The sequence below is a fragment of the Shewanella sp. SW24 genome (assembly GCF_025653395.1).
In the GTDB taxonomy this organism is placed as follows: Bacteria; Pseudomonadota; Gammaproteobacteria; order Enterobacterales; family Shewanellaceae; genus Shewanella; species Shewanella oncorhynchi.
In genome coordinates this window covers 14,208-33,430 of sequence record NZ_JAKKSH010000007.1, presented here as the reverse complement: position 1 = coordinate 33,430, position 19,223 = coordinate 14,208, and the positions used below count along the sequence as shown (strand labels likewise).

General features: G+C 43.9%; 19 protein-coding genes and 1 pseudogene. 11 read left to right on the top strand and 9 right to left on the bottom strand.

Features of this window, described 5'->3' with window-relative positions:
- The first annotated feature begins 204 nt into the window (after positions 1 to 204).
- Together hemG and L5M17_RS07670 are read left to right on the top strand one after the other, a co-directional pair.
- The gene (gene hemG, locus L5M17_RS07675) at positions 205 to 726 is read left to right on the top strand and encodes a menaquinone-dependent protoporphyrinogen IX dehydrogenase (RefSeq protein ID WP_028761755.1); all 522 of its coding nucleotides are present in this window, start codon (positions 205 to 207) and stop codon (positions 724 to 726) included.
- 107 nt (positions 727 to 833) lie between these two features.
- A complete protein-coding gene (locus L5M17_RS07670) occupies positions 834 to 1,361 on the top strand; it encodes a cytochrome b/b6 domain-containing protein (RefSeq protein WP_263146602.1) in 528 nt (175 codons plus the stop codon).
- A gap of 106 nt (positions 1,362 to 1,467) precedes the next feature.
- Here the strand turns inward: L5M17_RS07670 and L5M17_RS07665 are convergent, their stop codons facing one another.
- The 3 genes from L5M17_RS07665 to L5M17_RS07655 form a co-directional block, all read right to left on the bottom strand.
- A complete protein-coding gene (locus tag L5M17_RS07665) occupies positions 1,468 to 2,223 on the bottom strand; it encodes a thiol:disulfide interchange protein DsbA/DsbL (RefSeq protein ID WP_263146414.1) in 756 nt (251 codons plus the stop codon).
- A 312-nt stretch (positions 2,224 to 2,535) separates the two neighbouring features.
- On the bottom strand, positions 2,536 to 3,180 hold the full coding sequence (locus L5M17_RS07660; RefSeq protein WP_131524261.1) for a DNA-J related domain-containing protein: 645 nt from the start codon (positions 3,178 to 3,180) through the stop codon (positions 2,536 to 2,538).
- A 333-nt stretch (positions 3,181 to 3,513) separates the two neighbouring features.
- Entirely contained in the window at positions 3,514 to 4,167 is a 654-nt protein-coding gene (locus L5M17_RS07655) for an oxygen-insensitive NAD(P)H-dependent nitroreductase NfsB (protein ID WP_028761757.1), read from the bottom strand.
- Positions 4,168 to 4,329: 162 nt separating this feature from the next.
- On the opposite strand from L5M17_RS07655, the gene L5M17_RS07650 reads away from it, so the two are divergent.
- The 3 genes from L5M17_RS07650 to L5M17_RS07640 all read left to right on the top strand — a co-directional run bounded on the left by L5M17_RS07650 (position 4,330) and on the right by L5M17_RS07640 (position 6,480).
- The gene (locus L5M17_RS07650; RefSeq protein WP_263146411.1) at positions 4,330 to 4,695 is read left to right on the top strand and encodes a VOC family protein; all 366 of its coding nucleotides are present in this window, start codon (positions 4,330 to 4,332) and stop codon (positions 4,693 to 4,695) included.
- 77 nt (positions 4,696 to 4,772) lie between these two features.
- Positions 4,773 to 5,123 (top strand): DUF6547 family protein, encoded by a 351-nt coding sequence (locus L5M17_RS07645; RefSeq protein ID WP_263146409.1) that lies wholly within the window; start codon positions 4,773 to 4,775, stop codon positions 5,121 to 5,123.
- Positions 5,124 to 5,742: 619 nt separating this feature from the next.
- Positions 5,743 to 6,480 carry a hypothetical protein gene (locus L5M17_RS07640; RefSeq protein ID WP_263146406.1) on the top strand — a complete coding sequence of 246 codons (738 nt, stop codon included), beginning with the start codon at positions 5,743 to 5,745 and terminating at the stop codon, positions 6,478 to 6,480.
- Positions 6,481 to 6,965: 485 nt separating this feature from the next.
- Here L5M17_RS07640 and L5M17_RS07635 read toward each other — a convergent pair whose 3' ends face one another.
- Genes L5M17_RS07635 through L5M17_RS07625 form a run of 3 tightly spaced genes read right to left on the bottom strand, consistent with a single transcriptional unit; the run spans position 6,966 to position 9,106 of the window.
- Positions 6,966 to 7,691 carry an amino acid ABC transporter ATP-binding protein gene (locus L5M17_RS07635; protein ID WP_106649618.1) on the bottom strand — a complete coding sequence of 242 codons (726 nt, stop codon included), beginning with the start codon at positions 7,689 to 7,691 and terminating at the stop codon, positions 6,966 to 6,968.
- Positions 7,684 to 8,364 (bottom strand): amino acid ABC transporter permease, encoded by a 681-nt coding sequence (locus L5M17_RS07630; RefSeq protein WP_263146404.1) that lies wholly within the window; start codon positions 8,362 to 8,364, stop codon positions 7,684 to 7,686. The genes L5M17_RS07635 and L5M17_RS07630 overlap by 8 nt, the downstream gene beginning before the upstream one ends.
- 7 nt (positions 8,365 to 8,371) lie before the next feature.
- The gene (locus L5M17_RS07625) at positions 8,372 to 9,106 is read right to left on the bottom strand and encodes a basic amino acid ABC transporter substrate-binding protein (protein ID WP_011847627.1); all 735 of its coding nucleotides are present in this window, start codon (positions 9,104 to 9,106) and stop codon (positions 8,372 to 8,374) included.
- Between the two features lie 433 nt (positions 9,107 to 9,539).
- On the opposite strand from L5M17_RS07625, the gene L5M17_RS07620 reads away from it, so the two are divergent.
- Positions 9,540 to 10,358 (top strand): hypothetical protein, encoded by an 819-nt coding sequence (locus tag L5M17_RS07620; RefSeq protein WP_263146402.1) that lies wholly within the window; start codon positions 9,540 to 9,542, stop codon positions 10,356 to 10,358.
- Positions 10,359 to 10,366: 8 nt separating this feature from the next.
- Here L5M17_RS07620 and L5M17_RS07615 read toward each other — a convergent pair whose 3' ends face one another.
- On the bottom strand, positions 10,367 to 11,257 hold the full coding sequence (locus tag L5M17_RS07615; RefSeq protein WP_113938996.1) for a LysR family transcriptional regulator: 891 nt from the start codon (positions 11,255 to 11,257) through the stop codon (positions 10,367 to 10,369).
- Between the two features lie 122 nt (positions 11,258 to 11,379).
- On the opposite strand from L5M17_RS07615, the gene L5M17_RS07610 reads away from it, so the two are divergent.
- From L5M17_RS07610 to L5M17_RS07590, 5 genes and pseudogenes are all read left to right on the top strand, one after another.
- Positions 11,380 to 11,814 (top strand): CidA/LrgA family protein, encoded by a 435-nt coding sequence (locus L5M17_RS07610; protein WP_028761649.1) that lies wholly within the window; start codon positions 11,380 to 11,382, stop codon positions 11,812 to 11,814.
- Between the two features lie 2 nt (positions 11,815 to 11,816).
- Positions 11,817 to 12,536 (top strand): LrgB family protein, encoded by a 720-nt coding sequence (locus L5M17_RS07605; protein WP_263146600.1) that lies wholly within the window; start codon positions 11,817 to 11,819, stop codon positions 12,534 to 12,536.
- Between the two features lie 175 nt (positions 12,537 to 12,711).
- A pseudogene (locus tag L5M17_RS07600) lies at positions 12,712 to 13,204 on the top strand (GNAT family N-acetyltransferase).
- Between the two features lie 396 nt (positions 13,205 to 13,600).
- Positions 13,601 to 14,569 carry a D-alanyl-D-alanine endopeptidase gene (gene pbpG / locus L5M17_RS07595; protein WP_105251600.1) on the top strand — a complete coding sequence of 323 codons (969 nt, stop codon included), beginning with the start codon at positions 13,601 to 13,603 and terminating at the stop codon, positions 14,567 to 14,569.
- A gap of 164 nt (positions 14,570 to 14,733) precedes the next feature.
- Positions 14,734 to 15,639, top strand: coding sequence for a hypothetical protein (locus L5M17_RS07590; RefSeq protein WP_249195546.1), 906 nt, complete (start codon positions 14,734 to 14,736; stop codon positions 15,637 to 15,639).
- A 29-nt stretch (positions 15,640 to 15,668) separates the two neighbouring features.
- On the opposite strand, the gene L5M17_RS07585 is transcribed toward L5M17_RS07590, so the two are convergent.
- The gene (locus L5M17_RS07585; RefSeq protein ID WP_025008445.1) at positions 15,669 to 16,766 is read right to left on the bottom strand and encodes a calcium:proton antiporter; all 1,098 of its coding nucleotides are present in this window, start codon (positions 16,764 to 16,766) and stop codon (positions 15,669 to 15,671) included.
- 143 nt (positions 16,767 to 16,909) lie between these two features.
- Positions 16,910 to 19,222, bottom strand: coding sequence for a toxin-antitoxin system YwqK family antitoxin (locus L5M17_RS07580; protein ID WP_263146397.1), 2,313 nt, complete (start codon positions 19,220 to 19,222; stop codon positions 16,910 to 16,912).
- Position 19,223 lies beyond the last annotated feature (1 nt).

Genomic DNA, 19,223 nt, shown 5'->3' with positions numbered 1-19,223 from the left:
GTCATTTTACTTTTGCATACCAAGTTAAATTCCACTGGAATGCCAATGACTCTGGGTGTCCATTGCTACTTTTAGCGCATTTAGTCTGAGCGTTGTGATGTCATTTGATATGCCAAACGGGCATAGAGAGTCGAAATTAAGTCGCCTGCACCGTCTTTTCTAGGCTGCTTATTGTTATTTTGCTTGGGATTAATCGAGGCTAAATTGAAAAGAATTCTTATCATTTACTCTAGTGTTCACGGCCAAACCCAAAAGATTGCTAAAAAGCTCGCACAGCAGTTAATGGCTTTGGGTAATGAAGTGGTTACTGCCGATATCAAGGCCGCTCCAGTGCTCACTGAGTTCGACAAAATCATCATAGGTGCCAGTATTCGCCATGGTAAACATAACCCAAGTTTGTACGAGTTTATTGAAAAGCATCAAGCCGTATTGACGGATAAGGTCAGTGGTTTTTTCTCTGTCAGCTTAGTGGCACGTAAACCCGAGAAAAACACCCCAGAGACCAATCCTTACATGCAGGCATTTTTAAGTAAAACCACTTGGCGGCCACAATTGTTGCGCGTTTTTGGGGGGAACTTGAATTACCAAGGCTATAACGCTTTAGATAGAAATATTATCCGTTTCATCATGTGGTTAACTAAAGGACCTACTGACCCTGTTACCAATGTTGAATACACGGATTGGCAGAAAGTGACTGAGTTTGGTGAGCAGATCCACAGCGCTTAAGCTTGATATCAAATTTCGGTGCTTCATTTAGCCCTATTCTATTCGCGCCCTGCAAGCTGTATGTATGCCTTAGTCACAAGGGCAAAGGAGCATTAAATATGATCAGTATGATGACTAAACTTCGCTCCTTGTGCCGAGTCATTATGGCGCAACTGCATGTGTGGATTGTCGTGTCGACTATCTTACTCGTGTGTTCCAGTCCGTGGATTTTTATGGGCCGACGGATACCCGATAACGCCAGTTTTTGGGATTATTTGCATGTATATTTAGGTTTAGTGTGCACTGTGCTTGGGATTCTTTTCTTACTCAGCAATACCTTGCGTGGCAAGTGGCACCAATACTTTGGCTGGTTGGCGGGCGATTGGGCACAGTTAAAGCAAGATATTGTTGGACTTGCTAAAGGCAAATTCCCCGTCGCTGGTGGCAAAGGGCTGTTTAGTGCCATAGAAGGTCTTGGCATGCTGTTGCTGGTGGCTACAGGGGTTACGGGCCTCGTTTGGTTTATCGTTCAAGGGACGCCAACAACACTGGCATGGCGTGGTTATCATCAAGTCTTTGCGCAGGCTTTTATTGGTTTCTTGATCCTACATCTCGTCTTGGCTGCGAGCCATATTATTGATTTTATTCGGCAATAAACTTCAGAACCCATATCGAGCGCTTATACCAATCACTTGGATTGAACACGTATAAAAATGGCCTCCTAATTTGGTGGCCATTTTTTATTTCAACGATTGTTTTGAATTAGCTAAGACGTTGCTGACGGGTCACACCAATTGCGGCGGTGAAGACTAGAAATAACCAGCCTAGACTGCCACCCGATGAGGTTTTAGCGGGGGCGGCATCTTTCTCAACTGCAAGGTAGTTAATTAACCCAATTAACTCATCTAAGGTTTTGATACTGTTTAAATTTACTGCATATTTATCGTTCACGATAAAGGCGGGTACGCTGTCGATTTTGAATTCATTCTGCTGGGTGCGCCACAGGGAAAGCTTTTCATTAGTGCTTTTGCTATTGGCTAATTCATCGTATTTAGCAGCATCGACACCAAATTGGGCGAAGACTTTTTTGATGTCATCACGGCTGTTAATTTGCGGCTCGTGCTGATGGCCAGGTGCACTATGATCGTGGCCGTTTGCGCCCTCTGCACCTTGGATTGCGGTAAACATGGCATGGGTTAAGGCGTCTTTGTTATCAACGCTTTGGATCACGGCTAATGAACGCATCACTTCGGTGCCAATGTCGCTATTCATAAAGTCGACATGCTTATTGTCGAAACTTATCTGTTTGTTGAGGTTCGCCTTGATATCAGGCAAATAGTTGGTTTCCATATTGAAGCAGTTATGGCAATAAAATGAATAGAATTCAGTGAGTTTTGGTTCGCTGCTAGGCGCTTTGGTCGAGATTTGAGTGTAATGTGTGCCTTCAACAAAATTGGCGGCAAAGGTGCTCAATGGTGCAATCGCAAAGGTTACAGCCAAGGCTAATTGTTTAATCATAGTTTCCTCAAATTCGGTGGGATTGAATTCACAATGTCAGTCGTTGTTATCGTTGATATTCAACGGTCAACATAAGAGATAGAGTGAGCTTCAACCTAGGAGTTAAGCTAGCCAAAATGGCAGCGTTGACACATAGGTTCAGGTTAAATGGAAAGGCTTAATTATGACTGAATTGGCATGAAGCTAGTAGGCTAAATCTGTGATCTCAATGGAAGTTTTACCTTAGATTTGGCAGGACTGTAGATAGGATCGCATCGCTAAGTCGGTGCATGTTGATTAAAGCCCCGTTCTGCATCATCACTGGCTAAATTCTTACGCAATATCCCTAAGCGACTGCCAAGCTTCGCACACCTCGCGAAAACGCGCCGCATCGCCATCGGGTCTGTCTGGGTGCCATTTGAGTGCTAAACGACGCCATTGCTTGCGGATATCACGGGCGGTAGCACTCTCGTCTAATTCGAAAACTCGCAGCGCGTTACCTTTGTTCATCAGATTGATATTTAAGCCAATATAGCTCTTATAATTGCTCCAGAATGCCTCAAGTAATTCTCGTACTACGTTTTCGCTGGTGTCGTAGTTATTCCAATCGAGGTAATACTCACGCAGGGAAGTATCTTGCATTATCAGCAGGTTAACGTTTGATGGTACTAAGCGGAAGATTTGAATTTCCATGGCTTTGACTTGCAGCCATTGCTTGGGCAGTAATATTTCTTGTAGCTCAAACAGGGCGTTCATCAGTAGGAAGTTACGTTTGAATAAATCGTTACCCGGATTTTCATCAAGCTGGTGGATCAGCCCTTGGGTTTGTAATTCAGTGGCTAAGTGATGGATTTTCCAACTTTGATTTGAAGCTTGTAAAACCGTAAGCAACGGCCAAATCAGTGGGTTATCGCCCTTAGTGTTTGCAACTCGAATCGATTGAGATTCTTCAGTGAGTGAGGGTTTGGCAAATAACATACTGACTGTCCCATCCTAAATTGTGAGTGTTACCAATGCGCCGATAAAACCGCTGTGCTGCAACAAAGATGACTCGAAAGGCGATGATAAATGATCATTCACTAAGTTGAGCCGCAAACTATGCCACAGAGCCAAAGTGTAGGCAAAGATGAATTTTAGAGCAATACCGTGATGGTTGACTCCTACTTTAGATGGTTTCTCGGCGTAAATAAGCCGTTAACAGCAGTTAGGTTTTAGGGGAAGGTAGTTAAGAGAGGGCTAGCTTTAGACATGATGCCCTTGTTTATATCACATAAAATCAAGGGCATGCTTATTTTTACATAGAGTGAAGGACTAGATTTCGGTGAAGATCACTTCTTGATCTAAGCGAGACTTAGGCAATTTAGCGTTGAAATCATTTTCTGAGTGATAACCCAAGGCGACAACCACGCAGGCACATAGACCTTGCTCTCTTAAGCCTAGGACTTGATTCATTTTAGTGGCATCAAAACCTTCGATCGGACACGCATCAATATCTAATACACTTGCACCGAGCATTAAAGTGCCAAGTGCTAAGTAGACTTGTTTTTCCATCCAATGCTGGGCATCTTTCAGCTCAAATTTATGCATATTAGCGAAGAAAGAGCGGCCATTATGTTGGCCTTGCTTGGCTTCTTCATTAGCAAAACGGCCATCCTTTGCTTCTTGCTCGAGTACTTGCAGTAAGTGTGCTTCATCTAATTGAGCACGAGCACAGAGTACGAGTACATGGGAAGCATCGAGAATTTTTTGGGTATTAAACGCATAGTTTTCGGTCGCTTGGGCAACTAACGCTTTACCTTCCGCCGTACTCGCTAACACAAAATGCCAAGGCTGTGAGTTAGTCGATGATGGGCTGTACTGCAATAAGGTTTTGATTTCTGCTATTTTATCCGCAGGAATCGTCTTAGTTGGATCAAAGGCCTTAGTGGTGTAGCGCTTTTTGGCGAAGAAACTTAAATCACTCATGTAACGGCTCCAAATCATTAAGGAATACAAATTCAATGGCAGCATTTTAAGCAGGTTTAAGTAAAAAACAATGTGATCAAGGCAGGTATTAGTTTCAAAAAAAATTTGAAACTGGGTGCTTATGCGTACTAGACAAAGCTTATGTGTGATGGAGTAGATGGCATGAAGTTTCAGACAATCCCAATTATGCGGATCTTTGATGAAGATAAAGCCAAAGAGTTTTACCTTGGCTTTCTGGGGATGGAATTAGATTGGGAACATCGCTTTGAGGATGGCTACCCGATTTATATACAAGTTTCACTTGGCAATTTTGTTTTGCACTTGAGTGAACATTCAGGCGACTGTACTCCTGGCTGTAAGGTTTTTGTGAATGTGAGTGAACTTGATAAATTATTTGCTCATGTGACTTCTAAGCCATATAAATACAACAAACCTAGTATTGAAGATGCGCCTTGGGGCGATCGTTGCTTTACTGTAACAGATCCGTTTTCAAACAGGATTTTGTTTAATGAAGCAGCAGATATATAACAGAGTGAGGCATTCGAGGCCTGCGGCATTTACAAGTTTACGCGCATGGGCACTGCGTTATGCTTTCAGGAGAAAAAATGAGTTCAGTTGAATTGTGGAAAAGCTTTGTTGACGAGTTTGCTCAGTTACATGATGGAGTATTTGAAAAATGGGTCTTGCAAGAAGGGAGCTATCCAAACAGGCAGGAAAATTCAGAAATAAATGAGTTCTTAACGTCACTAACTGTCCAGCAAAGAGAGACTCTCGTCAAGATGCTTATTAATGCTAGACATGGTGGTATTCATGATGCCTTAGTACGACTTAATGACAGAATGGACTGCGAAAATGGTCAGTATTACGAAAACGGCATTGAGATGGAATTTCAGCCCTTTGGTTCCACCCTTTACTATGACTATGTTTGTCGCCGAGAAGGGGATAATTGGGAGTAAGAATAGGTATTATCGGAATATCTCGCTTCCAGTGTTCACCCTGCATATAGCCTAGCACACAGCTTAATGATTTCAGTTACTTAACAAAGTCATCGCTGGTTGAAGGCAAACCAAAAGTGCATTATGTTGTTGGTTTAAAATGGATGGCTTGATTTATTATTCGCTAACGCGGATCCGCTTATACCCAACGTTATGTGTAAGGGAATCTTAATGATCGAAAGACCCAAAGTAATAAACCTCACAGAAGCCAGAACGATTCGCAAAGTCCATTGCGGAGAGTGTAACTGGGAGCAGGAAATAGCTGCTATCACTGAAGCTGAGATAAAATGTTGCCCTTGGTGCGGCTGGAGCGATCTGGAAATAAGTACTTTAAAAGCAGAAGGTGGCTTCCAAGAAATAGAATGTCAAAAGCACGGTAGAGTTACGGTTCTACTACCTAGCTCCAATATTGATCCACTAGACTTCATGAACAACTTATTTTGTCCATTCTGTGAGTAACACATAACAATGCAAACCAGCCTGATGGCTTTTTCGTTCCTTGTTTTGCTACGCTACCGCAAAACAATCCAATACAAAGCAGCTGTTTGCGGCTATGCGTGAAGAGAGAGCGGATATATAAATGGAAAAAGCATTAATAGATATTAGGTATTACGCTAGCGACTCCCTATATGAGACAGGTAAGAGTCTACCTTCGAGTTGTTCTAGATTTTTCAAATTTCCTAAGCTGCTTCATTACTGGGGTGCTCGCATAGCCACAATACTTGGTGAAAATGGATTATCCCTCGGAGAATTCGATCACCTATATGTAAACTACACAAATGCTATTCCAGAAGGCACGATGGTTTTTTCCGATAGAACACCAGAAAAGTGGCTTAGGTATATAGACTGTGGTGTAAATTTTGAGAAATTAAAATCATTAAATGAGTCCGAACTTGAACAATTTGTAATTCGCAGTACCTTTGAGTGTCTTGAGCACCTTTGTAAGTTGAGCATAGAAAAAACCGAAAAAATCAAGCTTGCTTCAAACGAGGTGGAAAGATTTGGTTCTGCGGTCGAGCTTCCGGTTAAGGCAAAACATACTAAGTCATATTCGGTTCTGGTTTCATATAAATTGCGCCCAAATGGCGAAGCATCTCATGGGCTTGTAAAATACATTAACCACAAAACAGGTACTACTTTCACTAAAAGGTTTGTTGATCTTAAGGGACCATCGGATATATTTCCTCTGGTCGGTACAATTTCAGTAAAAGATGGAAAAGTCTTGATCACGCCGAGGGCATCATTTAAAGCTAGCCTTTACACAAATTCATATCAGATTCCAATGGAGATTGATTTAAGTGAAGCGGCAAGCGCATAACAAGGCGCTCTGTGACAAATCTACGCTGCGCTTCGGTTTGTCCTAGAGCGCGGCGTTAATCCATAGAAAATTTAATCCGAAAATCATAGATTAGAGCAAGAATTCTAACCCATTTATGTCTACTAGCTTTTTACGTATATATAGCAAAACTGGTAGTTAAAATTGGCATTGGGGCACCAGTGACCGTTGGCGACATGGATGTCGCCGTCGAGCCTATAAGGACATATTCACGGCGTGTCGCTGGAGACACAATGACAATAAACTCCCTGAACAGATAAACGGCTATTTAGCTTTTGTTCAATACCTATTAATTCAAAGGCATAATTTTTATGGTGTTGTGAAAGATGATTGTATCCTGACTTGTTTAATTTAGTCTTTGTCATAAACGTTGAATGTTAGGATCCTAATTTGAATCATTTACTCACTGCAGGCACTTATTAAAGTCACTGCAGTGAGCATGAGGGAAAGGACTTAAGCTGCTTAAGCTAGCGCAGTACCTTGCTTAAAAACGCTTGGGTACGGGCTTCTTTCGGGTGAGTGAATAGCTCATCGGGTGGGCTAGATTCGACCACATAACCGCCGTCCATAAAGATCACTCGATCGGATACATCCCGTGCGAACCCCATTTCGTGGGTGACAATGACCATGGTCATGCCCTTTAGCGCTAAATCTTTCATCACGTCTAATACATCACCGACCATTTCAGGATCGAGTGCCGATGTTGGCTCATCGAACAGCATCAAGTCTGGTTCCATGGCCAATGCGCGGGCAATGGCGACCCTTTGCTTTTGGCCGCCTGATAAACTGGCGGGGTAGGCATTGGCTTTGTCACTTAAACCAACCTGTGCCAGTAGGTCGAGGGCTTTGGTCTCGGCTTGAGCTGGCGTCATCAGTTTTAGGCTGATGGGCGCTAAGGTGATGTTTTGGATGACGGTTTTATGGGGGAACAAGTTAAAGTTTTGGAACACCATGCCCACTTTTTGCCGCAGTTTATCTACGCAGGCGTTTGGCGCTGTGATCAATTGACCTTCAATCTCGATATCGCCTTGGCTTGGCTGCTCTAACAGATTAATACAACGTAAAAAGGTACTCTTGCCACTGCCACTTGGGCCGATCACGCTCACCACTTCACCCTGACGAATATGCTCGCTAATGCCCTTGAGCACTTGGTTATCGCCGAAGTTTTTATGCAGGTTGGTTATTTTAATCACTTTGTTTCAACCTCTTTTCAAATTTCGACAGCACAAATGTGAAGCTGTAGGTCAGGAATAGGTAAATAAGGGCGCAGGTAAATAAGGGCACACTGTCCTCGAAGGTACGGCTACGGATGATTTCACCGGCGCGCATAAGGTCAACACCACCGATAAAGCCAATGACGGCGGTTTCCTTGAGGAGCACGATAAATTCATTACCAAGTGCGGGCAGAATATTCTTAATCGCTTGGGGCAGAATAATCGACTTCATGGTCATTGCTTGGGACAAGCCAAGTGAACGTGCCGCTTCGGTTTGACCTTTATCAACGGCTTGAATCCCCGCGCGGATTATCTCAGAAATATACGCGCCGCTATTGAGACCAAAAGCGATAATAGCGGCGGTGATCTTATCGACATCTAAGGCTGAAAGCACGATGAAGTAAAGGATCACTAATTGCACAACTACTGGGGTGCCACGGATCACACCGACATAAAGATTGGCGGGGAAGCGGATATACCACCTAGACGACATCTTCATAAAGGTGGTGCCAATGCCTAACACTGCGCCTAATAACATGGCGAAGAAAGTGACGATTAATGTCACTTTCAAACCATTTAATATCAGCAGTATGCCTATCATGCCATCTTCGCCAATCGGGCTAAACAGCGAGGTATTAATTGCGTCTATCATGCTGATATCACTTTATATGGGCAGAAACGAGCGTCTGATATTGGCCGTCAGCTTTCATGTTAGCCAGTGTTTTATTGATGCTCGCCAACAGTTCAGGCTGCTCTTTCGACACGGCGAAACCATAAAACTCAGCAGGAAAATCCAGTTTGATCATCTTTAATTCAGGATTTTTAGCCAGATAGTTAGCGGCAGGTTCGCTGTCGAATAACACTAAATCTACCTTTGAATTTTTAAGCTCCATAATGGCTTCGAAACCCGTATTAAAGGCGGTGATATTTTGGGTGTATTTTTTCGACATAATGTCAGCGGTGGTGCCTAACTGCACCGCAAAGTGTTTGCCTTTAATATCTTCAAGCGTATGAATACTATCGTTATCTTTGTTGACTAGTACGACTTGAGTCGCTTCGTAGTAAGGCTCAGAGAAGTTTACGTTTGCTTGACGTTCAGCGGTAATCGTCATACCTGAGGCGATAAAATCAATCTTGCCTGAATTAAGCGCGACGATCAGTGAATCGAATTTCATGTTTTCGACTTTCAGCGTCTTGCCCGCATCTTTAGCGATTTGCTTGGCCAGATCGATATCAAAGCCTTTGATTTCATCGCCACTTTGGCCGCCAACATATTCAAAAGGAGGGAAGGCGGCATTGGTGCCAACGACTAACACGTCATCGCTTTTTCCGCATCCAGCTAACAACAAGGTGGCAGTTAAGGTCAGGCCGCCTAATAACATGGACTTTTTCATTTAAGACTCTCTTGTTCGATTTCACTATCAGTGTGGCGACTATAGGCAGATGAGCATTAAGTGTCAATAATTATGCTGTTAATTTGATTAAAAATTCATTTCTATTTTGCAGTTTTCAGTCGCAAGATTGAGGGGCGCTGCTTTCCTGTACAAATTTGTGTGTAAGTTGTTTTTTCTGGGTTGAATTATTGTGCTTTGGTCTGTAACTATTGTTACTGTTAGTTTTTTGGCTATCTATACTTCTGTGGTGTTTATTAGCGGCTTCTCAATGAGAGTGTCATAATTTGAACTATCGCCTATTATTTTTTGATTAAATTGGCTAGTTTAGCCGCTCTTTAACGGCAACCTTAGTTGGTGTTATTCCTATTTTATGCAGTTTAATCCTCTGGCTGATTTGATTATCAAGCTAGAAACGATGTTTCAGGAGTCAAAAGTGAACTATCTCAACTCAGCATTAGTGTGCTTAGCCCTGTGCTTATCGAGTGCACTGCAGGCCGAAGAGCAAACTCAGTGGCATTACAGCTTAGGCAGCCATGATTTTGTGGTCGAGGATTCTCACACCTTAGGGGTGAATGCGAGTCTATTGTTAGAACATAAAACCCAAAGCGATATTTTGCTGACGGCGGCGCTGGATGCCTATATAGACGTAGATGTCGATAAACTCGACCCTGACCACATCCCTGTGTGGTTTAAGTCTGCCTATGCCGCGAGCGGTGAACTTTATCGTGTTAATCCCGCGTTTTCATTCGGTTGGCAGTTCGATTTACAGGGAAAGCGTAATACCGTTAGCTCGGTTGAGAAACAAGCTAAGGTATTTCCTGGGCTGACAGCTAACTTTGATGGGCAACAATTACAGGCTCAGTTCAAGGCGGGTGCGGGTTATTACTATCTCGAAATCGATGACGATGTGCCTAGAACTCGAGGTTACGATCGTGGCGATTTTGGGAATGGTATGTTTGCTTATACCTTTATGGGAAGTGTAGGGGCTAATGTGACGCCTAAGCTACATATGCAAGTGGCCGCACAAACCTGGCAAGACGAAGACCAATGGTTAGAGAATCAATATCGCTTTGAGCTGAGTTACCAAACCGATTTTTGGCGGCCTAATAGCGTGTTAATGCTGAGTGCTGAGCACACGCAATACAATTTAGACCACTATGCCAAAGTCGATGTTAACTCGGCTGAGTATTTGCCTATTCTGCCATGGGATAGCGATACGCTAGTGCGTTTAAGCTTAGTGGTTCCTTGGTAAGAATAGGGTTATTTATGGGTTAAGTGCTTCTCGACTAAGGCGATCATGGCTTGAGCCGCGAAGGACAATACTTGGTCTTTGCGCCAAAAGAGGGATAACTCCCAGCGCAGCTCGTCACTCGCCAGCGGGATATTTACGACGCCTGACACGCTGTAGCGCCGCGCGATGGAGCGCGGTAATACCATAACCCCTGTGCCCGCGGCGACTAAGGCAATCCCGAAATCGGCTTGGCTAACGCGGGTAATGTTTTTAGGGACAAATCCGGCGTGTCGGCAGGCATTGAGCACTAATTGGTAGAGAGTGTATTCGGTTTCGAACATCACTTGAGGATCGGCGCTGAGATCGCTAAACGACAATATCTGTCGGGTGGATAACGGATTTTCCTTAGGCAGCACTACTACCATAGGATCGTTAAACACACGTATGCCGTCATAACCCTCATCAAAATCAATAATCCCAGTGGCCAGTTCAATTTCGCCCTTTTGGATTGCCGCGGTTTGCTCTACACCGCCACGGACGAGTAAGTGCATCTCTATCTGCGGATATTGCTGGCGATATTTGGCAATAATCGGGGCAAAAATTTCGGCACTACCTAGAGGAGCCAATCCGAGATTGAGTTCGCCCGCGGTTAAACTGCGTTGGGCCGTGAGTTCAGCGAGCATGCGTTGTCGGCCAGCGAGTAACTCTTTGCCATGTCGATAAACAACTTCGCCCGCGGGCGTGAGTTTGACTTGGGTGCCGCGTTTACCGCGTTCGAGTAAGATGAGGTCTAGCTCCTCTTCCAATTGGCGTACGGCTTTTGATAGTGCAGGTTGGGTGAGATGGACTTTTTCGCTGGCTTTACCGAAGCCTCCAGCATCGACGATTTCGATAAAATAGCGGATAACTTTGAGGTCCATTAAGGTTCACCTTAAAATGTATTCTTAAAATTCATGCATTACATTCTTAATATTCATTTTTTTTATCAAATAGGCAAGCCTAGAATAGCCCTATAGAAAACTTTGTTCTAACCGAGAAAATCATGTCATTCCCACAAGCCGCAATACGTCAGTGTCGACATTGGGCTTTGTTATTAAGCCAAATCGGCCTCTTCTGTTTACTGTCCTTCGCATGTCACTGGTTCGCCACTTGGGCACATTCTCCTATTCCAGGGAGTGTGATTGGCTTAGGCATACTCTTATTTTTATTAGGTTTTAAACTCATTCCTGAAAATGCAGTGCAACTGGGCGCCGCTTGGTTGATTGGTGAGTTATTGCTGTTTTTCATCCCGCCAGTGATATCCGTTATTAAGTACGAAGGTTTGTTTGAGCAATACGGCACCAATATATTGTTCACTTTAGTGATGGGCAGTGTGTGTGTGATGTTTGGTACAGGCTTTGTGGTCGATAGAGTGTTTCGTTTTGAGCGCCAACTGAACATCAAAAAGCAAGCCCGTCGCCACGCTAAGGCGGCTTAATGATGACTGACTCAAGAGTGGTGGATTTTGTGTTGTCGCAGACGGGATTAGCCTTATTCAGCTTATTGCTGACCATATTCTGTTACTTCGGCGCCAAGCGTCTCTATAAGTACCATAGAGTCTGGTGGTTAGCGCCCATAGTGTTAGCGCCAATAGTGATTACCTTATTGGTGTTTAATCTTAAAATCCCGCTGCCAACCTATTTTGAATACACCCATTGGTTAATGGCCATGTTAGCGCCAGCAACTATCGCCTTTGCTTTGCCGATTTATCGTGAGCGTAACTTGATCCGCCAGTATCCGCTGACGATAGGGTTAGGTGTAACGGCCGGATTGTTTCTGGGGATGATGTCTTCTTGGCTGTTGGTGAAGTTTGTGCCCTTGCCGGTGGAATTGTCTAAGAGTTTGCTGGTACGTTCGGTGTCGACTCCTTTTGCGATGGAGGCGACCAGTGCCTTTGGCGGCGTGCCTGAGTTGACTGCCATGATGGTGTTAATTACAGGCGTCATTGGCATCTTGGTGTGTGATCCCTTATTTAAATTTATGCGTATTCGTACTTCGTTAGGTAAAGGTGTTGCTCTAGGCGCATCTGCCCATGGTGCGGGCGCAGCAAAAGCCAATGAAATCGGCAAGCAAGAGGGCGTTATCGCCAGTTTGACTATGATTTTTATTGGTATCGCTATGGTGTTAGGCGCACCCGTTTTTGCATTGATTTTTATCTAGGCTTTGAATGCTATCGTGTGAGTTTTATGGCTTGAATTTACACACCTCAATTTCGGCGAATTTGCCTCTTCGAGCGCTAACTCCTTCTCGGTTATGCGCTTTTTTTTTGAGCTTACCTTCATAAAATGTGGCATGCTGTACCAAGTTGAAATACATAGTATTAATGGTGATACCTATGTCTAGTAAGTCAGATAAACAGCCAAACACGCAATACAGCGTGAGTTTACGCCAGATTATTGAAAGTGATCTTGAAGCTATTTTTGTGCATCAAAGCGATCCCATTGCTAACCAGCTTGCTCAATTTCCTCCTCGGGATCGAGAAGCATTTTTTTAAACATTGGCATCAAAATATTCTGGGACAAGTAAATGTATTGCCAAGGGCGATAGTGGTCGATGGCAAGTTTGTGGGCAATATTGGGCATTGGCAAAGTGATGGACAAGCGCTTATAGGGTATTGGATTGACCGTGAATATTGGGGCAAAGGTATCGCGACACAGACCTTAGCGCAATTTTTGCCTTTAGTCAGTTTAAGACCCCTCTTTGCCCATGTGGCTAAACATAATTTAGCTTCACAGCGAGTGCTGCTCAGACACGGTTTTGTGCTGACAGACCAACTGATACAAGAGTGTGAAGATACTGAAGCTTTACTCGAATTTGTCTTACGCTAGCGGATAAGATGCTATAACGTGACATTTTAGGGCGTATGTTAACGCTTTCATTCGGCTAAAATGACGTATTTAGATGCTTGAAACCACTGTTGTACAGGGACTTTTGTTAAAAGTGCAAAAAGTCGCCCATTATTTTTATTTCAAATTATTCTACTGAAAAAAGCCTATTTCTAAGACTTTGTCTCTACTGTAATTGAAGAGCCTAGGCCTAGATGCTTTATTGTTCCTGATTGGTAACAGGTTAAGCTGGTGTTACATAAAAAAATTGAGAAGAAAGTGCTGATCTTACTGATAAAAGTCTAATTGCATTCTATTTCTTTCACTGTAGAACTCCTATACTTAGCCAAAACCTGTGCCATAGCACAATCGATCCCTTATCTATTCAGTGAAATCTATATGAAGATCCGTTTTCTGCTCAGTAGTTTTATTCTTGCGTGCAGCAGTCTCACCGTTGCCACGACAGCGCATTCAGCCGATTCGGCCTCTGTCGCATATAAAAGCACCAAAACTCAATCGACAGCAAAAACGAAGCAAGCACCATTAAAGCAAGAAATTGCAGGACGTAGTGCGATAGTCGTGGACTTAAAAACCAATGAAGTGCTTTATTCCAATAATCCTAATGCAGTAATGTCAATTGCATCTGTCACTAAGTTGATGACAGCTATGGTGGTGCTGGATGCAAAGTTACCTATGGAGCAAAAGCTTGCGGTAAACATCCGTGATACCAAAGAAATGAAAGGTGTTTATTCTCGAGTTCGTATCGGCAGTGAAATCAGCCGTAAAGAAATGTTATTACTGACCTTGATGTCATCAGAAAACCGTGCCGCTGCAAGTCTTGCACATCATTATCCCGGTGGTCATAAAGCTTTTATTAAGGCGATGAATGCCAAAGCAAAAGCGCTGGGAATGAAAAATACCCGCTATGTTGAACCTACAGGTTTATCCTATAAAAACGTTTCGAGTGCCAGTGATCTGATTGTATTACTTAAGGCCAGTGAAAAGTACCCTATGCTAGGCCAGCTGAGTTCGACCGAGAAGAAGACGGTTACCTTTGCCAACCCAAGATACAGTTTAGATTTTCGTAATACCAATCGTTTGGTTTATAAAGATAACTGGGATATTCATCTAACCAAAACAGGCTTTACGAATGCAGCAGGGCACTGCCTTGTGATGCGTACTGAAATGGCAAAACGCCAAGTGGCATTTGTCGTGCTCGATGCTTACGGCAAATATACTCATATTGCGGATGCTAACCGTTTACGTAACTGGCTAGAGACTGGCAAAGTCACTCCTATTCCTGCTGAAGCTAAGCAATACAAGAAACAACGTAGCCAGCAGCAATTAGCTAAGTTGAGTGAGACCTAGTTTCTCGGTTGCAGCTCTATAAAAGTACAAACATAAAGGCCAGATGAGCAATCAATCTGGCCTTTATGTTTTAACGCTTTGAGTTTCTACTCAATTTTGATAAATTTATGATGGATTTGAGCGTACCATAGTCGTTATTTTATGTTCTCAAGGATGACATTTGTGTGGATGTATTTTTAAAAAAAATTCAACTTATCTATTTTCCCTTCTTATTTCTCAGCCTGTTATTTGTTTCTGGTTACAGTTTTGTCCATTGGCTGTTGTTGGTTAACCTTGAGTTTTTTAGCCTAGATGAAGATATCGTTAATTTGTGGCTGCCGCAGATACTGTCTTGGCTATTGTCGATCATTTATATCAGGCCTAGGCTAAAACGACTCAAGTTTGTTAAAGATAATTCGCGCTTTTTCTATTTATTGATCGCGGTGCAATTAATGGCTGTTCCTTGCATCGTTGCGCAGGAATATCTCAAGACTACCACGGGGAAGTTAACGCAATTAGCATCGATACAAGAATTGTATCTCCATAAAAATACTCAGTATTATCAGTTTCAGCAATCTTATATTGATAAGACGCAAATTGGTTTGCAGCGAAGCCTAGAGGTTACAGGTAAACATAGTAGTCACTTAAATATGGCGCTGTATATCGCTATGCCTATTTTTGCAGAGCGTGCAGACAGTTGGCATGCTAAGGCCCTCGCTTGGTATGGTAAAGTTTATCAGCAGGAGATCAGTAATCGACTTGAACCCAATGAGAAAGAAGCGCAATTCAAAGCGTTTTTGGCTAAATCCCTAAATGAGTTCAATGAGTTGGATCCCCAGAGTTTTGTTTACCTTGAACGATTAGCCCCATCCTCTCTTCGTTCAGAGTTGCTCAGCGCCGCACAAAAAAGTCCGCTTTATCAAGCTGAACATCAAACGATTTTTATGCCCAAATTTGAACCATTTGAGGCTCGTAATGGCTATAAGTTAGTGTGGATTTTTATCTGGTTTGTTGTTGGCGCTTTAGTCTGGTTTGTACTCTTACTGCGGGTCAATCTGGATGAGAAAAGCGTAAAGCCGAGACGCAAATAAATCACGCTCGGCCTTGGATTTAATAAAGTTTAGGCATGTTCAAACATTAAGAACAAGTAAACGATAAACAAGACTATATGAGTCGCGCCGTGCAATGCATTGGTGCGACCGCTGCTAAAGCTTACCTTACAGACCATTAAACTGGTAATTAACAGCACCATGTCGGCGGGTGACAGGCCTAAATGGACTTCTTGATCTATCACGCTGCCAATAATTAATACCGCGGGGACTGTGAGTGCAATCGTCGCGAGCACTGAGCCAAAATACAGATTCATCGCCCGCTGTAATTGATTGTTTAACGCGGCCTTAAAGCCTCCCACAGCTTCGGGGGATAAAATCAAGCAGGCCACAATAAAGCCCCCTAATGCCTGTGGAGCGCCTAGGGTTGCTACGCTGTAATTGATGGGCATAGCTAAGGTTTTTGCCAGCAAAATGACTACGAGTAAGTAGCCAATTAATAGAATCGTATGGTAAGCATTACTGCGCAGTATGCCGTGGTGTTCCTCATGGTCTTCATGATCGGCATCGACAAAGAAATGGCTGTGGCTCTTCGTCTGTACCACTAAAAAGACGCCATAGAGCAGAATCGAAATAATGATCAGCATCCAAGACATGGCTTTAGACATGCCGCCAATAGTGCCACCTTCGGTAAAATTGGGCAGTACTAAACAGAGTAGGGCGAGGGGAATAATCGCCACGAGATAGGATTTTACGCCATCTAAATTGAAATGCTGGGTATGGTAACGCCAGCCGCCAAGTAATAATGTAAAGCCCACTAAGCCATTGATGATCAACATGACGACGGCGAACATAGTGTCGCGTGCCATGACAGGGTTGGGTTCTCCGGTCAGCATCACGGAGGAGATCATCACTACTTCGAGTGAAATGACCGATAAAGTTAAGATTAAGGTGCCATAGGGATCGCCAAGCTTAATCGCTAGTGCATCTGAGTGGCGTACCACAGAGAAAATGGCCCAAGTCACTACACCCAATAGGGCGAGTGAAACGGGAATATAGGTCGAGAGGGCGGTGCCATCGGCGAGTAAGCTATCGCCACCGGTTTTAAAGAATACTAAGGTCAGTATTCCCAGTAGCAGGGCTAACTCGTCTTTCATAAATGTCTTCATAGGCAATTTGTCCTAAACGAAAAAAAAGGCCGTTAGTATAGACACTGGTTATGGCACACTTTGCATGAAACTTCCTTTAGATTTGGAGTTAAGGATAAATGTTTGAACTAGATCGCTTTTTAATCTAAAACCCCATTTTTAAGCTAGCCATGGTGTTCTGTTTTAATCAGCTTGCCGAGTTGATCATAATGATTCCAATCCCCTGATTCTCGATCGCTGAGATAACTGCCTTCAGTGCGTTTTTCACCATTAGGCCAAAAACTTTGCCATAGGCCTTCCCTGCGATCCCTAAGATAAGTGCCTTGTTCGGCTAACTTGCCATTGTTGTGGTAATAGCTGGCATCGCCTTCTTTTTGGCCTTTCACCCAGGTTTCAACGAGTTCTGGCTTACCGTTCTGGTGATATTGCTTAACTTGACCATCAAGCGAACCCTTAGCATAAATTGCCTCTAATTTGAGTTGGCCGTTACTGTAATATTCTTTCGTTTGGCCATGGCTTTGACCCTCTAAAAACTCAGTGCTAGCAGCTTGCATCCCATCCTCAAACCAGCTTTCCCACAATCCAGTTTGATTACCTTTATCCATAGCACCGCTAAGTTTTAGCTGGCCATTGTTGGGATAGTACTCGGCATACGGGCCAGTTTTATCATTGTTATCATAGGTTTCTGAGCGGTAAACCACTTGCTTAAAGCTGTAAAACTCTCGAATTCCATGGCGCTTGTTTTCCTGCCAATGGCTTTTTTGCTGGATATTTCCCTCGGGGATTGTGCCATAGGTAGGGTCTTTTTCTTCGTAGCGATAATCCGTCCATAGACCGGTTTTTTGGTCGTCCAGATACTCCCCTGTCACACGGCGGCGTCCGTGGTAATACTCTGCATAGTTACCATTAAGTTTGCCATTGGCGAAGGTTTGCTCCCGTTGTTTCAGGCCTTCGCTGTACTGTATCCATAGGCCTTCTTTATTGCCGTTTTGATATGTGCCTTCTTCATTGGGATCACCATTGGCATACCAGCGGGCGAAATGGCCATCAAGAGGGTAACGACTGGCATTGTCTTTTTTATCCCGTGCGTAGTGAGATATTTCCCGAGGTTTACCGTTATCGTAAAATGACTCATATTTTCCGACCCATTGGCCATCGATACGTTCGCCGCGCTCACTCACTGTGCCGTCGTCAAAATAGGTTTCTGATTTCCCTGTTGGTTTACCTTCAACGTATTGATCTAGCGTCCGCAGCTTGCCATTGTTGTGGTAACGGCGTGATTCACCGTGACGCTGCCCTTGTCGCCATTGCTCGGAGGATTGCAGCTTGCCAGCGTGATAGCGCTCAAATTGGCCATCCTTAATTCCCATGTCGTAGTGGCTTTTTTCGAGCAGATGACCTTCGGCATCATAACGCTCCGATGGTCCATGAAGCGGGTATTGGCCATTGTCAGCCTGCTTTGAGTCTTGGTAGTTACGTAATTCTTTAAGTTGGCCGTTGTTGTGGAAATATTTTTGCGTACCGGCGAGTTGATCCTGTTTATAGTTGAGAGCACTGGTGAGAATGCCCTCGGCATTAAAATATTGCTGTGGCCCGTCTAATGCACCATTAACATACTGTTCTTCAACTTGTAATTTACCTGCATCATTATATTGCTGGCATTTCCCTTGGCGTTGCCCAGCGCTATATTGACAGCGGCTGGCGAGTTCACCATTGGGGTAAAATGTCCGTTCTTCACCCTCGAGCAGATTGAGATTAAACTGGCTGCTGCTCGATTTAGTCCCGTCATCGAAAAAGGTTTCCCATGCTCCTTGGCGACGGCCTTCTGCATCGAAGCGGCCCGTCACTGTGGCTTGTCCATTGGGATTTTGTTCTAAATAAGAACCTGAGAGTTGGTTGTTCGCATAGCTCTGGCTTTGGGACAAGGTACCGTTTTCATAGAAACTTTCCCATTTCCCGTGGCGCAGGTTATCGAGGTAGCTTTCTTGGGCTTGCAGTTTGCCACTGTTATAGAAACGTTTTACTTGCTCCTTTTTACCGTCTTTATAGCGCGTCGTTTGGCTGAGATGGCCGCTGCTGTTGTATTCCTTCCATTCGCCCGTGGGCACGCCTTTGGCAAATTGCTGTTCCTCAGTAACGGCGCCGCTCAAATCGAACATATGCCAAGTGCCATCTTGATAACCCTGCTGATAGTTTCCTTCGACTAGCTTGCTGTTATTGGTATGAAATACTTGCCATTTACCATTAGGGATCCCCTCGGAAAACTGCCCTAAGGTATAGCCTTGGTTGTCGCGCACTATGGCGATATCGCCATTTAAGGGCATGCCAGTGGCGAGATTGTAATAGCTAGGAATTCCGTCCTGTTGGCGGATTTCTACCATCATGGAGGAGAGATTTTGCGCTGCTTGTACATGGACACTGGTTAAGCTGGCTCCCGCAATCGCGAGGCTGATAAAGTGAAATGACGTATTGAACATG

What these genes read in the sequence shown, in the direction of transcription:
- L5M17_RS07670 (WP_263146602.1), top strand. Translation starts at nt 834, where the DNA reads ATGATGACTAAACTTCGCTCCTTGTGCCGAGTCATTATGGCGCAACTG.
- L5M17_RS07665 (WP_263146414.1), bottom strand. Translation starts at nt 2,223, where the DNA reads ATGATTAAACAATTAGCCTTGGCTGTAACCTTTGCGATTGCACCATTG.
- L5M17_RS07660 (WP_131524261.1), bottom strand. Translation starts at nt 3,180, where the DNA reads ATGTTATTTGCCAAACCCTCACTCACTGAAGAATCTCAATCGATTCGA.
- L5M17_RS07655 (WP_028761757.1), bottom strand. Translation starts at nt 4,167, where the DNA reads ATGAGTGATTTAAGTTTCTTCGCCAAAAAGCGCTACACCACTAAGGCC.
- L5M17_RS07650 (WP_263146411.1), top strand. Translation starts at nt 4,330, where the DNA reads ATGAAGTTTCAGACAATCCCAATTATGCGGATCTTTGATGAAGATAAA.
- L5M17_RS07645 (WP_263146409.1), top strand. Translation starts at nt 4,773, where the DNA reads ATGAGTTCAGTTGAATTGTGGAAAAGCTTTGTTGACGAGTTTGCTCAG.
- L5M17_RS07640 (WP_263146406.1), top strand. Translation starts at nt 5,743, where the DNA reads ATGGAAAAAGCATTAATAGATATTAGGTATTACGCTAGCGACTCCCTA.
- L5M17_RS07630 (WP_263146404.1), bottom strand. Translation starts at nt 8,364, where the DNA reads ATGATAGACGCAATTAATACCTCGCTGTTTAGCCCGATTGGCGAAGAT.
- L5M17_RS07625 (WP_011847627.1), bottom strand. Translation starts at nt 9,106, where the DNA reads ATGAAAAAGTCCATGTTATTAGGCGGCCTGACCTTAACTGCCACCTTG.
- L5M17_RS07615 (WP_113938996.1), bottom strand. Translation starts at nt 11,257, where the DNA reads ATGGACCTCAAAGTTATCCGCTATTTTATCGAAATCGTCGATGCTGGA.
- L5M17_RS07610 (WP_028761649.1), top strand. Translation starts at nt 11,380, where the DNA reads ATGTCATTCCCACAAGCCGCAATACGTCAGTGTCGACATTGGGCTTTG.
- L5M17_RS07605 (WP_263146600.1), top strand. Translation starts at nt 11,817, where the DNA reads ATGACTGACTCAAGAGTGGTGGATTTTGTGTTGTCGCAGACGGGATTA.
- pbpG (WP_105251600.1), top strand. Translation starts at nt 13,601, where the DNA reads ATGAAGATCCGTTTTCTGCTCAGTAGTTTTATTCTTGCGTGCAGCAGT.
- L5M17_RS07585 (WP_025008445.1), bottom strand. Translation starts at nt 16,766, where the DNA reads ATGAAGACATTTATGAAAGACGAGTTAGCCCTGCTACTGGGAATACTG.
- L5M17_RS07580 (WP_263146397.1), bottom strand. Translation starts at nt 19,222, where the DNA reads ATGTTCAATACGTCATTTCACTTTATCAGCCTCGCGATTGCGGGAGCC.